The sequence below is a fragment of the Bacteroidales bacterium genome, assembly GCA_023229505.1.
GTDB lineage: Bacteria > Bacteroidota > Bacteroidia > Bacteroidales > JAGOPY01 > JAGOPY01.
In genome coordinates, this window is record JALNZD010000025.1 from 43,234 (window position 1) to 57,142 (window position 13,909).

The window sequence follows — 13,909 nt, forward strand, 5'->3', positions numbered from 1 at the left end:
TCTGAACCAGGATGCCGGGTTGCCCGATTTTCTTATCTTTGCCTTCCAAAATACCCCTTATGGAAAGCTATTTTAAACCATTCAGGGATAATATAATCGGTATTGATCATCAATTTATTTCCCCTATTGGTGAAGTTCCGCTTATTTATGCTGACTGGATTGCCAGCGGCCGATTGTACCGCCCTATTGAAGCGAAGATCATTGATACCATAGGCCCATTTGTCGGGAATACCCATACCGAAACAAGTGAAACAGGCACCCTCATGACCAAAGCATATCACCTGGCCCATAAGAAGATCAAGGAACATGTGCATGCATCACCGGATGATGTTATTATAACTGCTGGTTTTGGGATGACGGCCGTTGTTAATAAAATGCAACGGATGCTGGGGTTGAAAAGCTGTGGCCTCGGTTCCAAGCACGATTGCCTGGGAGAAGATGAAAGGCCGGTTGTATTTATCACCCACATGGAACATCATTCCAACCACACTTCCTGGTTCGAGACAATGTGTGATGTGGTGCAAATCCCACCAGCACCTGATCTTCTTATCGACCTCAACCAGCTTCGCTCTTTGCTGGAGAAATACAAGGACCGTAATGTCAAGATCGGTTCTTTCACGGCCTGCTCCAATGTAACAGGTATAGAGACACCTTATCATCAGATGGCTAAACTTATGCACGAATATGACGGCTATTGCTTCATAGATTTTGCGGCTTCTGCACCTTATGTCGATATGAATATGCATCCTGCCGATCCGATGGAAAAGCTGGACGCAATTTTTTTCTCTCCTCATAAATTTCTTGGAGGGCCAGGCAGTTCGGGGGTATTGATCTTCGATAAGCACATTTACAAAGGTCACCGGCCGCCGGATCAACCCGGTGGCGGCACTGTCGACTGGACTAATCCATGGGGTGAATACAAGTATCTCGATGATATTGAGGCTAGGGAAGATGGAGGCACACCTGGTTTTCTGCAAGCTATCAGGGCTGCTTTGGCTATCGAATTGAAAAACAAAATGGGAACTGAAAATATCCTAAAACGGGAAGAAGAGTTATTGACCCTGGCATTCCATGAAATGGACCGGATACCTGATCTTCATTTGCTGGCCGAAAATAATCGTAACCGGCTGGGGATCATTTCCTTTTATTTGCAAAATATTCATTTCAACCTGGTTGTCAAACTGCTGAATGACAGGTTTGGCATTCAGTTGCGCGGAGGCTGCGCCTGTGCCGGAACTTATGGCCACTACCTGCTGGACGTATCTTATGATAAATCCCACCTGATCACCAGCCTGATCAGTTCAGGCGATCTTTCCCAGAAACCCGGCTGGATAAGACTTTCCTTGCACCCAACAATGACAAATGATGAACTTCTGTATATCCTGGATGCTATCAGGAAAGTACAAAAAAATCATAAAAAATGGGGAAAAGATTATATATACAACCGCAATACCAATGAATTCAAGCATAAGAATGAGCCGGAAGACAAAACGGCATTAGTTAAGGATTGGTTTGATCTTTGAAAATTAATAAAAATCAGGATTCCAGGGTAATAAGGGTAATTTCCGGAAGAATTCCGACACGGCCGGGATAACCAATCATGCCTAAACCACGGTTAACATAAAGATATTGTGGTTTTTGCGCAGCTTCAACCTGATATAATCCCGCCCAATATTTGTAAATATATTGTGCAAAACTCCAGCGAAAATGCTTCAGTTCGACACCAAACTGAAATCCATGAGTGTGTCCCGACAAAGTCAGATCTATATCAGGGTAATTTAGGCTTACTTCTTTTTCCCAGTGAGTGGGATCGTGAGATAAAAGGATTTTTACAGGAACATCTTTGATTCCAACCATTGCTTTGGGGAGATCTCCCAGTTTGGGGAACCTGGAATTGGCACTCCAGTTCTCGACGCCAATCAGCGCAAGATTTTCACCTTCGATCTCAATGACATCATTTTCATTTCGTAATAATTTCCAACCGATTTCCCTGAAAAAATCATACAACATCGTTAAATTCTTTTCCCGGGCTTCTTCAGAAGGCCAGTTGACATAATCACCATAATCGTGGTTGCCCAGTATGGCATAAACACCATGTTTTGCCTGTATGCTTTGCAGAATATCCCTGAAGCGAAAAGCCTCATTGGTGCTGTAATTGACTATATCCCCGGTAAAAAGTATAAGGTCAGGGTCAAGGTCGTTGATAATGCCCGCTACTTCTTCAATGGGATCGACAGATGCCCAACTTCCAAGGTGCAGATCGGAAATCTGAACTACTCTCAGTCCATCAAAAGACAAAGGGAGTTGTGGCAAATTTAAATTCACCAGCCTTACACGGAAATCATGAGCCCATTTGATCATTCCGATTACCATCCCGCTGAAAAAAAGGCCACCTGTCGCCAGACCAATTGTTCTCAAAAACTTACCGCGGGAAATTGCCGTAGTTCCTTGACTAACCGGTTTACCCGTTTTTTTTACCCAGGCATGCCTGAATATAAATAATATAATCCTATACAAATCAGCCAGCAGAAAGAAGACAACCGTAATCAATTTTGAAAAATAAGCAACCACGGCAATACCAAAAATATAGGCTATTAAAGGAGGATGGGCGAGGTTCACATTATTTATGGAAGAGATAGAGGTAAGAAAGACAAAAGCGGCCAGTGGTATCCAGTAAAGTATTCCCAGAGTTACTTTAACCGGAACAGTTAATGAACTGATCTTTTTCCTGAGGGAAACCCACAGGTAGATATCAATTGCCAGCAGGAAAACCATAAATGGAAACCGCTCTGCTGTTTTAGGATGTGCTTCTGCAAAAAGGAAATAGGCCGGAATAAGCATTAAAATGGTAAGGATGATAAAAAAGTACTTTCGCATGAATAGGGGCTCGCCCGGAAGTTTAGTATTAGTCAGGAAACGAATTGAAAATTAGTTAATTGTCATAAATTAAGCAATGAACATATGGAAATACATAAAGTTCACGCAAAGGCCGCAAAATTAATAAAAAAAACTATACCCCCATTTTAATGTAATTAACCAATCCCTTGGCTTCAAATATTTTCATCAATTTCTGGGGAAGCGGTTCAAAATGGAAAGTTTTGTCTTTGATCCGGACAGTCCCTTTTGCAAAATCGATGCTGACAAGGTCTCCCGCCTCATAATAATCTACAGCTTCGGGAACCAGGATGATTGGCAATCCCTGGTTGACAGATGATCGGTAAAATATGCGGTTAACGGATTTACAGATCACAGCCTGGATGTTTGCATAAGCAAGGCCGACGGAAGGATGTTCCCTTGAACTGCCACATCCGAAATTAGCCCCTGCTATGATTATGTGTCCTTCTTTCACCCTTTCAGCAAAGCTATCATCGAAACCTTTGAAGAGATAAGGCATGATCTTTTCCGGTTCGGAGCTTAGGACATTATATGTTAAGTTACCGGCAAACATCTGGTCGGTATTCAGGTTATCCACATCGGAATAGTTCCATACCCCGTCGATTAAACGGTCGTCATCTGCATTAATCATCACTGTTTTAGATTGTTTGCTCTGAAAAGGGAATTTATCATCCGATTTTATACCCCTGGGGTCAACAATTTTCCCTGCAAGGGCAGCCATAGCGACAGCCGCCGGGGAGGCAAGGTAGATATTTGCCTCCTTATTGCCCATGCGGCCTTTAAAATTACGATTGGCAGTGGAGATCACGTTATACCCGTCAGCCGGTATCCCCTGCCCTGTTCCCAGGCATGGTCCGCATGAAGAAGCCAGTACATTGGCTCCGGCATTCATGAAAATCTCTATTAAGCCTTCGCGAAGGGCCTGAAGGTAAATCTCTTTAGAAGCCGGAATTACCAGCATCTGCATACCAGGAGGGAGTTTCTTACCCTTAAGGACCCTGGCCGCTTCAAAAAGGTCATCAAAACGGCCGTTGGTGCAGGTCCCTACCATAGCCTGGTGGATGGGAGTACCTTCCACTTCCGAGATGGCTTTTACGTTATCAACATGGTGAGGCACTGCAACTACGGGAAATACTTTGCTGAGATTGATCTCGATTTCTTTAGCGTAAATGGCATCGGCATCTGCCCAAACGCCCTGTATTTTGTTGCCAAAGTACTCCTCTAAAACACTGTCCGCCGGGAAAACTGCGTTCTTGGCCCCCATTTCAGATGCCAGGTTTGCCAGGGTCATCCTTTCGGAGATCGACAGGGATTTCACTCCTTCTCCATGAAATTCCACTGACATATAATCTGCCCCGCTGGAACCTATCATGCCGATTATCCATAGAGATAAATCCTTCGCAAAGACACCTTTCTGCAAATGGCCAGTAAGTGTGATTTTTAAAGTTTCCGGAACCCGGAACCAGGTTTCGCCCAGTTTCCACAAGCCTGCCGTTTCCGTCCGGTCAATACCGGCGGCAAATGCGTTGAAAGCCCCTGCCGTGCCCGTATGACTGTCGCTGCCAACGATCAGCATCCCGGGCTTGGCATAATTGGCCATGATCTGGTGGCAGATTCCATCACCTACATCATGGAACTTAGTGATCCCCTGTTGTTTTACTATATCCCTGATCTTTTGATACTGGTTGGCCAGTTTCGCATCAGTGGGCGGGGCATTATGGTCAAGGATAATGAGTAACTGATCCGGATCAGCCACTTTTTGCCCGTCCATTTTATTGAATGTACTGCCAATGCTTGAGGTATTATCGTGTGATAAAACGATATCAGGTTTTTTGAATACGATGCTGCCTGCAGGTGCATCGAAAATCTTTTCAGCAAAAGTTTTTCCGGCCATAAGTATTGAATTTTAAAAGATTCAGAAGAGCAAATTTCATGTTTTAAATGTATTGGCTATAACGGATGGGCGCTAAGCTGCGGCACTGCAAACTTTCGTGAGATTGATAGTTTTCTGAACCGAATGCCCTCGAATTTACTTTGCTCAATGATCGATTTCTTTAGCACCAAAACTAAGGGCCAGGCTCGACGCGCGCGAGCCGTAACCCTCGGATTGGGCCGTTCTTTCAGTTAATCACGATCTTGCTTTTGTTTAATCTGGAAGCCGACATAATAAATTCCGATGATTTCGCCATCAGCGTTTTTAATCGGTTCATAACCGGTTTCATATTGACTGCCAAGAATATCAACGACCCCATAGAACGGTTCGCCTTTCCGTATCACCACAATCACGGGGCCATTGGGATCCAGTTGAGTGCCAATAGCGCGATGGCTTTCCTGCATCACATCGGTACTAATACGGATGAATTCATTGCCCTTTTTCACAAAGAACGTGGCCGTGCAACCATACTTGGCCTGCAATGAGTCAACGAGCTCATAGTTGTTGTTCATCCTGGTCGTTCCGAAAAACAGTAAGTCTTCAACCACTTTGGGCTCGCCAAGCTTTGCGGCACTGGCTTTCATGACGTTCAGAGCCTCTTTGATTATTGCCGAATGCTCAGTCTTTGACGAACATCCCACCAAAAGTCCAATAATAAATAGCACCGCTGTCAGCCTGCTGCAATGTTTTAAAAAGTTTCTTAACATTTCATACCTCCTATTGTTTAGTGAATATTTCTTTTAAAATTTAAAGTCTAAATGCAATCATTGTGTGTTTATGTTCAAAACGCAACCTACTAAATAGGTCGCAAAATTGCAATCTATCACTCGTTAGTTTTTGGTTAAACAAATCAAATATCAGTAAATTATAAAAATATCAGTTTGTACAAACACTGCAAGATAATAATTTAATAATATTGAAATAAAAGTAAAAATATAAAATCAACTCAAAGAACGAATCCAGTTAAATTAATAAAATGATTGATTTTATTAATTCTGATTCCTTGACTTTTCACGATTTTGTCATACATTTACTTCGTATATTATATTCCCGAATAAGCCATGAAAAAATTCATTTTGCTGACTCTTACAATTTTCTCCGGTGCCTTCAATCTGTTTTCCCAGCCTGCTAATTTCGTGACTACCTACGATTCCATGCATTTGAGGTTTCAGGTCTATTATGCCTTCGGTGAATGGAAAGCCATCGATTGGGAGGCCCTGAACGGCCAAATAAAGCCCAAAATTATCAATGCCGGATCAGATAACGATACCAATGCCTTTTATCTTGCATTACGTGAATATGTCGCTTCGGTACCTGACGGACATGTTTCAGTCCGGGGTACCGGGTGGGAAGATCACAAAGCATATGCCCGTTATCAGCAGATCGGGGGAAGTTACGGATTTGCCCTCTCCGGACTGGATGATGACCGTATAGTGACCCGCCTTGTGAATCCGGGATCACCTGCTGCCTTTGCCGGAATGCAATTTGGGGCTGATATTCTGGAAATTAATGACCGGCCCGTGAACGAGGTTCTGGATACGGTTCCCGTTTTATGGGCGGAAGCAAACCCTGCCACCCGGGAATGTAGAAAACTGAATCAGTTCCGGTTCATCGGCAGGGCTCCCATCGGTCAAACCATGAAAATAAAGTTCCGTAACCGGGGCGCCTCTGACCCTGTTACAGCTACACTTACAGCCGTTGATGACGCCTATGCTACGTTTGACCAGACTTCCCTGTCGCCCGTGGATCCCGGGCCTACCGTATCGTATGAGATCCTTCAGCCAAGTGGTTACGGCTATCTGAAACTGACCAGCGAAGGGGGGGATTCCGCCACGCTGGCGAGCATTTACACTGATTTCAGGGAAGCGATCACTCTCTTTAACACGAATGATTCACCTGGTATGATCCTGGATATGCGCGTGAACACCGGTGGAGAAGATATGCTGTCGGCCGCGCTTTCTGGATTTTTTTCCACCGATACCATTCTGTATGAACAGCAGAGTTTTTATAATCCTGCCAGCGGCCAGTTTGAACTTTGGCCTCTGCCCATTCTACATTTCAATCCACAAACCTTAGGTCCCTATATCAACCCGGCATATCCCAACGGTACTTTATTCACCGAACCTCAGGGTTTATACTTTTCAAACCCTGTGATGGTAATGGTAGGTCCGCGCAATATAAGCTCCGGAGAGGGAATTCCGATGTCATTGCAACGGTTGCCCAACAACAAAGTGGTCAGCTTTTACGGGAGCAACGGTTCTTTTGGCATGATAGAATGGTGGTCAATCCATTATCTCTACCCTCCACCCGATGATTTATACTTAAGATTCCCCGTGGGACGCTCCCTGGACAAAGACTTTAATATCCAGCTCGATAGCGATTCAAACATGGTGGGCGGTATCGTACCTGATATCCGTGTTCCCATAAATGATACGGTCCTCGATCAGCTCTATATCGACAGCATTGATGTGGAGTTGAATTATGCGATACAGGAACTTAATTCCATGCTTGGAATTAACGAACAGCATCCGGGCGTCGCAGGACTGATCCTGGATCATATCTTTCCCAATCCCATCACATCTTATGCAACGATTTCGTACCGGCTGGAGGAAGCCGCTGTAGTTGCGTTTGCAATTTACGACCTTTGCGGGAGAGTGGTGACAACGCTGGTGGATGAACCACAAAATGAGGGACGATATACGGTCAAATGGAGTACAGGAGATACAAAGCCCGGGATTTATTTTTACAGGATCAGTACCGGTAATGTTAGTGTTACCCGGAAATGCATCGTTCTGTAACAACGGATAGTATAGTAACTGAAGTTTAGATTCGTCTTATAATTTTATATCAGCACCATGAAATCAAAACTGTTTTTACTGATCCTCGCATTGATGTGTATGGGCCTGCTCACATGTAAAAAAGAGAGTGATCCGTATGGCGATCTGAATAAACAGATTGTTGCGGAATGGGAACATGTGAGCGATTCCATCCTCGCTAATTCCGGGGTACCCGGTATGATTATCGGGATCTGGGCTCCAGACAGAAACCTCTCGTGGGTCGTAGGAAAAGGGAAAGCCAATCGGGCTACCGGCGAAAAACCTGACCCATCGATGAAATACCGGATGGGGAGTCTCACAAAAACATATACCTACACGGTTCTTCTTCAGTTGGTAGATGAAGGAAAAATCAATCTTTCGGATAAGCTTAGTTTGTTTCTCCCCGATTTCCCTAAAGCCGACAGCATCACCATCCGGATGTTGTGCAATCACACGAGTGGCATCTTTGATTATACGGAAACAAACCTGTTTCAGATGAGTCTTATCACGGATCCGTTAAAAAAGTGGACCAGCCAGGAGATGATCGACATGGTTAAAACGGAACCATTTTATTTTTCTCCGGGGACAGCTTTCAAATATTCCAACACCAATACCATTATCGCCGGGATGATTGTGGAAGAGCTCACAGGGAACCCTATTGCAGCAAAGATTCAGCATCGGATCCTCGATCCCCTTCACCTGGAAAATACCATCTACCCTACCAACCAGGTGATGACGGGTGCATTTGTTCACGGTTACGGGTGGTATGAAGGGGATAGCACCGATGTGTCACAGGCGTATGATCCTTCCATGGCCGGTGCTGCCGGCGCCATCATTGCCGATGTGTATGACCTGAAGACCTGGGTGGAACATCTTTACAAAGGCACTTTGCTTACACCGGAAACACAAACTCAGCGGCTCACAGTTGTTCCTGCCACGGATGAAGATTGCGAAGAATATGGACTGGGAATCATGCATAAGATTTATCCTCCCATGTGGGGCCATACCGGAACCATCCCGGGATATAAAAACTGGGCGGGGTATTGTCCTTCGGAAAATGTCACCATCGTGATCAATTACAATGCGACAACCGACAAGCCAATGGTTCTTGCAACCAGGCTAATGACTATTTATCTGGAGGCTGTAAAAAAATAAAACCATCCTCCAAATACACAAGTCTGCCCCAACGTTCGAGCGCAAAGGCCCGGGCCGGGTTTAATGTGTAAAGTTAGAATTTATTTATGCAAATTACAAACAGATTCCCGCTTGCGCGTTTGTTAGTAGTCGTAGGAATCGTGGTGTGCGAACTCACCTTTCAGAAATTTGGCAAAAGAACGGGAAATGTTGCCGGAAAGAGTATTAATAATCAATTCGGCTTTCGTAAATCAGACAAAAATAATTCAAATTCAACATGCCGAAAGTTGAAAATACTGACGGTAAGAATCAAGATAAAAATTCAGGACTTCATCATACAGACAATGAAATATTTTATTCCCACTTATATTGAAACGAATCACTGTTAGAAAGATATGTGGCAATCTTTTCCCAGTAATATCCACTCTGGTTATGTGACACCCTCCAGAAAACATAATCAGCCGTCTCAAGATCGCCGCTGGCATTGAGTCGCCGCGATATTCCCATTTGCGCATAATTATTGCATATCAAAGGGATGATTGCGAGTATTTTATCAATGTCGGTATCGCCGGTTTCCAGACATGCCAAGCCCATGATGAAAGTGGCATCGTAAGTCGATAATGCGTAAGCATTCGGAATGTTACCGGTTTGGGATTCAATCCTGGCTGATAGATCTGCTGTAAAAGCGGGCGTACTCCATGCGTTTATGATACCCATAATGGGTGATAGGAATTCCGTTTTTATCGCAAATTCCGCCAGATCGCTGTCGGTAATCAATCCCTTCAGCTGGGCAGTGGCGTCACAACCGTACCATGTCACTGAACCCAGCGATTCGCTCTGGCGCGCGGCATCGAAAATCATCTCAATTTCATGGTAAGTCAGCGCCAGCACAACGACCTGCGATGTATCGTAGACTGCCAGAGCATTGTTCACCTGTGATTCGATTGTACTTATTGCTGCTGAAAAAGAGGTTTCGGAAGGTTCGTAAACTACCCCGGAGTAGATCACTCCTTCTTCCTGTTCGAATCCGGTTGTAAAGTCTTCTAATAACGAATTGCCCCAGACATCATTTCGTACAATTGGGATGACGGCTTTCACTCCGTTTGTTACCACTGCTCTGACTAAGGCTCTTGCCTGAAAACTGTCATCGGAGATAATCCGGAAAAAATGACTACCAGCCTGGTTTAGTCCCACTGCCGTACTGTTTGAATTGATCAATACGACCGGATTTTGGGCTAAAAAGGGAGCTATGGCTTTAAGCTCGCTGCTGGAATAAGGACCCGCCACAAACATATCAATCCCATCTTCGTACATTTCACTGATCAGGTTTTTCGCTTCGGTCGTATCCATGTGCGTATCTTCGAATCTGCAGGTAAAGTTGATGTCCCGGCCGACTGTCCCGGTATAATTGTTCAGGTCATCCAGGGCAATTTCAATGGCAGTTTTCGTGCAGAGTCCATTTTCAGGATCGTTAACGCTAAGATCCAGCAGTGCCCCAAATTGGATAGTTTTTCCGTCCAGAGGATCTTTTAATACAGTTTCCTCACAACCGGTGGCTAAAATCAACACAAAACTCATCACTACTAATAATGAGTAAGTCAAATTTCTTGAATCTCTTTTCATATCTGTCTTTTGCTTTAAAGTTAGTTTTATTTATGAACATAAATTTTTGTGAATATGAGTGGCGATGTATTTCGACGAGAGTCATTATCAACTAATTAAATACTAATGTCAATTTTTATGGCTTCCAACTCACACCTCTTTATATATTAAAAATTTGGATTAAATATTTGCATCATTTTTTTCAATTATTTTAATTGCTTTGACATAAACATTTTTCACGCCGTCATTCTTTTCTTCTCTAATAATCTTTTCAAAAATCGGCATCAGCTGTTTTCTGGAACCAGGATAATGTTTAGCAATTTCCGTAAGGGCAAAAGCCGCGCACCATTTTATTACCGCGGTATTGATTTTATCATCAGTAGTATTTTTGAGCAGATAGGGGATGGCGGTCGCTGTTTTTTCAGCGTCATCTTTTGCGAGATTGCCAATCGCTTCCGGCACGCCCCATTTGACTCTTGGGGCTTTGTAATTTATATATTTCACGAGGATATCAATATAAGGCTTGAGTAGTTCGGGCTTTTGATCTGAAACGTGCTTCATGACGTCTGCGCAAGTGCCTTTATCAATATCAGAAGCAGATTCAAAAAACATAATAAAATCTTCCATTGAAATCTCTTTCGAGACTAAAGACTCGACTAAAATTATCTGCTTTTCTTTCGGTTTTATTTTTTCCTGCAAGATTTCTTCAATTCTTGTCATAATTCCCCATTTTGTAATTGAAATAGCGCACGACGGTTGGCATATGGTTAGTTCGCGTTTTAAGGTACTTTCCTATCTGGTTACAACTTACTTTGCATAAAAGTACAAAAGATTTGAAAACTGCTCACCCGCCAATTAACTATATGCCTTGTGTGTGCCCTGCATGAGCATGCTGCGCACACTTGTTGGACGCTGTTGAAAAAGTTTAAAAATACAAATAAAATTTCAAGAGCCAACGACAAGTGTGGTATATATTTTCCAGAGGGTGCAAGTCCCTTATACACAGGTGTAGCGCCTTGAAGTATTAGCAAGTCGCAAGGTGGCTTGGGGTGACCCATACACTGAAGGAAGCGAGACTGCAAAATCCGGTACTGACGAACAGGAACGGCATATGAGGCATAATTATCCGGGTAAGTAACCACAGCTTTACAACGCCCAAAGAACATAAAAAGGGTAGTTATGTAGATGTCGCAGGAATCGGAGGAAGGAAAATGCTCTTACCGGGGGAGATCCATGTGTGTCGGTAACGATACACCGGGAAGTCAGCAGAGGTCATAGTAGTTACCGAAACGAGCCGGCATAGATAGCCGGATGGCTCACAAAAGTAGCGAAGGACTGAACATTAAGTCGTTCTTGATTCAATCAGGAGGTTTAAACCTTGAGTTTACCAGCCTTATTTTAAAGAGAACAAGCTCATCTGGTGTAAAGAGCGGCTGGGCTATGCTTAACGAACCGCCGTGTACGTGACCCGTACGCACGGTGGTGTGAGAGGCTCTCCCCGTCGGCGATGCTGACGGGGCAGCCTACTCGATTACAGGGCGTTTTAATAACATTGTACCATACTGAAATTTAGCAATCAGTTCTTTATTATTCTAAATATTTTAACGGTACTATCACTAGTCAGTTTCATATAATAAATTCCTCGTGTTAAATCACTAATATCAATTATTGTCCTTGGCCCCGTTATCCATCTTTGGATAATTGCCTGACCTTGAGAGTTGAACATTAATATCTGACTTTTTGTTGGTATTATTAATGTTTCAATGGTTATTTGGTTTGATCCAGGGTTGGGGTAAATAATGATGTCGCTTTCTGTATTGGTATTTTCGTTCAGACCTACCTGGCAAGCGGCTAATATTTCCAACTTGGTATTGCATCCTGCTGCATTAAATTGGATAATAGCAGTGCTATTCGGACTTGCCAGGTAATCACAAACGCTTTGAACCTCACAAGAGGATAAAGAAGCATTATTATGAATCCAAAGGTCAGTTATTGAGCCAGCATCTATATTGCCCACTCCTTTTATATCGGTTAGAGCATCGTTGTAGCGAATAATCAATTTTCCACCTAATGAAGTTAAATTATCCAGCCCATTCAGACTTGTTAATGAATCATTAAGTCGGATCTCTATATTATTTCCAATGGAAGTCACTACCGATAATCCAAACAGGTTTGCAATATCACCCCCTCCTTCAATGTATACACTACCTTGCAAATTAATACAGTTAGGATAGAATGACTGAAAACTATCAATTTCCGCTTGCGTTGTGAAATAATAATTACCAAAGGGCAGACAAGGAATAGTAATGCCACAATCATTTGCCACTTCATGTAGGTTATTACAACCTGTGTTATTGGCGTATATCTGAACTATTCCATTAGGGTTTGAAAGGTAATTGCATACACTTTGGGCATCACAGATAGTTAAAGAAGGATTATTATATATCGCTAAGTTTCTGATTGCACCTGCGTCAAGATTGTCCAATCCTGCTATGCTTGTCAATACAGTGTTATCATAAATGGCAAGGTCGCCTTCATAATTATCACCCCCTATTGAAGTCAAGTTATCCAATCCATCTAAAGTGGTCAATCCTGCGTTTGAAAAAATTGTAAGATAACCCCCTATTGAATTCAAATTCCCCAGATCCGATATATTAGATAGGGCTGGATTATTTGCAATCCAAACGTAAGTTCCGATAGAAGTTAGATTTCCGAGTCCTGCCAGATTGGTCAGAGAATCGTTGTAAATAATTTCAAGGAATTGTCCAATAGTAGTCAAATTATTCAATCCTGATAAACTGGTAAGGGAAATGTTAGTGGTTATAAATAATTGATATTCAATAGTAATAACATTTCCCAGCCCTTCCAAATTAGTGAGTAAATTATTTGAATAAATGATCAGCCTCCCGATTGAAGTCACATTATCCAACCCGATAAGGCTGGTAAGAGCATCGCTATTATTAAGATAAAGTTCTCCCCCAATAGAAGTTAATACATTTAATCCATTCAGATTTGTAATTTCATTTCCAATTATCCAAAGATTTCCCTCAATTTCTGTGCAATTAGGGTAATTTACCTGGAAACTATCGATTTGACCCTGAGTAGAAAACTCAATACCATAAGGAATGCAAGACTGGGATGAACCTAATGATGAAAGCAACAAAGCTATTGATATTAAAAGTAGTATTTTCATCTGAAGGTTTTGATATCTAGTTGAATAACATTTATTAATCAAATTCTCTAAATGCCCTGTAACGCTCGCGCGCAAAGGCCTGGGCCGGGTTTTTGCTACCCGTGGCAGGCGCATATAAATTTACACTTTTTCTTTGTTCTTTGATCCATGTTCCTTATACGCGCCTGCCACGGGGAGCAATTTTAAGCGCCGGCCTGGTCTTTGCGCGATTGTTGAACTAAATCCCACATTCGTGGGATAGTTTCCAACAAATTTAGTAAAATAGTACTGAGTAGGGAGTGACAGCTCCCCGAATTAAGTTTTAACCTTTAAAAACTCAGTACTATGAAAAGAGTT

Annotated in this window: 9 protein-coding genes; 3 read left to right on the forward strand and 6 right to left on the reverse strand. The window is 42.9% G+C overall.

The window, feature by feature from the left end; translation table 11 throughout:
• Nucleotides 1–59: 59 nt before the first annotated feature.
• Nucleotides 60–1,523 carry an aminotransferase class V-fold PLP-dependent enzyme gene (locus tag M0Q51_10230; GenBank protein ID MCK9400351.1) on the forward strand — a complete coding sequence of 488 codons (1,464 nt, stop codon included), beginning with the start codon at nt 60–62 and terminating at the stop codon, nt 1,521–1,523.
• Nucleotides 1,524–1,536: 13 nt separating this feature from the next.
• Here the strand turns inward: M0Q51_10230 and M0Q51_10235 are convergent, their stop codons facing one another.
• The 3 genes from M0Q51_10235 to M0Q51_10245 all read right to left on the reverse strand — a co-directional run bounded on the left by M0Q51_10235 (nt 1,537) and on the right by M0Q51_10245 (nt 5,469).
• Nucleotides 1,537–2,877 carry a metallophosphoesterase gene (locus tag M0Q51_10235; protein ID MCK9400352.1) on the reverse strand — a complete coding sequence of 447 codons (1,341 nt, stop codon included), beginning with the start codon at nt 2,875–2,877 and terminating at the stop codon, nt 1,537–1,539.
• Nucleotides 2,878–3,010: 133 nt separating this feature from the next.
• Nucleotides 3,011–4,789 (reverse strand): aconitase/3-isopropylmalate dehydratase large subunit family protein, encoded by a 1,779-nt coding sequence (locus M0Q51_10240; protein ID MCK9400353.1) that lies wholly within the window; start codon nt 4,787–4,789, stop codon nt 3,011–3,013.
• 230 nt (nt 4,790–5,019) lie between these two features.
• The gene (locus M0Q51_10245; GenBank protein MCK9400354.1) at nt 5,020–5,469 is read right to left on the reverse strand and encodes a Cache 3/Cache 2 fusion domain-containing protein; all 450 of its coding nucleotides are present in this window, start codon (nt 5,467–5,469) and stop codon (nt 5,020–5,022) included.
• Between the two features lie 420 nt (nt 5,470–5,889).
• Between M0Q51_10245 and M0Q51_10250 the strand changes: the two genes are divergently transcribed.
• Nucleotides 5,890–7,626, forward strand: a complete 1,737-nt coding sequence (locus tag M0Q51_10250; protein MCK9400355.1) for a S41 family peptidase — start codon at nt 5,890–5,892, stop codon at nt 7,624–7,626.
• A gap of 57 nt (nt 7,627–7,683) precedes the next feature.
• Nucleotides 7,684–8,799 carry a beta-lactamase family protein gene (locus tag M0Q51_10255; protein MCK9400356.1) on the forward strand — a complete coding sequence of 372 codons (1,116 nt, stop codon included), beginning with the start codon at nt 7,684–7,686 and terminating at the stop codon, nt 8,797–8,799.
• A gap of 333 nt (nt 8,800–9,132) precedes the next feature.
• On the opposite strand, the gene M0Q51_10260 is transcribed toward M0Q51_10255, so the two are convergent.
• From M0Q51_10260 to M0Q51_10270, 3 genes are all read right to left on the reverse strand, one after another.
• A complete protein-coding gene (locus tag M0Q51_10260) occupies nt 9,133–10,401 on the reverse strand; it encodes an ABC transporter substrate-binding protein (protein MCK9400357.1) in 1,269 nt (422 codons plus the stop codon).
• Nucleotides 10,402–10,560: 159 nt separating this feature from the next.
• Nucleotides 10,561–11,100, reverse strand: coding sequence for a hypothetical protein (locus M0Q51_10265; protein MCK9400358.1), 540 nt, complete (start codon nt 11,098–11,100; stop codon nt 10,561–10,563).
• A gap of 856 nt (nt 11,101–11,956) precedes the next feature.
• Nucleotides 11,957–13,573, reverse strand: a complete 1,617-nt coding sequence (locus tag M0Q51_10270) for a leucine-rich repeat domain-containing protein (GenBank protein ID MCK9400359.1) — start codon at nt 13,571–13,573, stop codon at nt 11,957–11,959.
• Between the last annotated feature and the right edge of the window lie 336 nt (nt 13,574–13,909).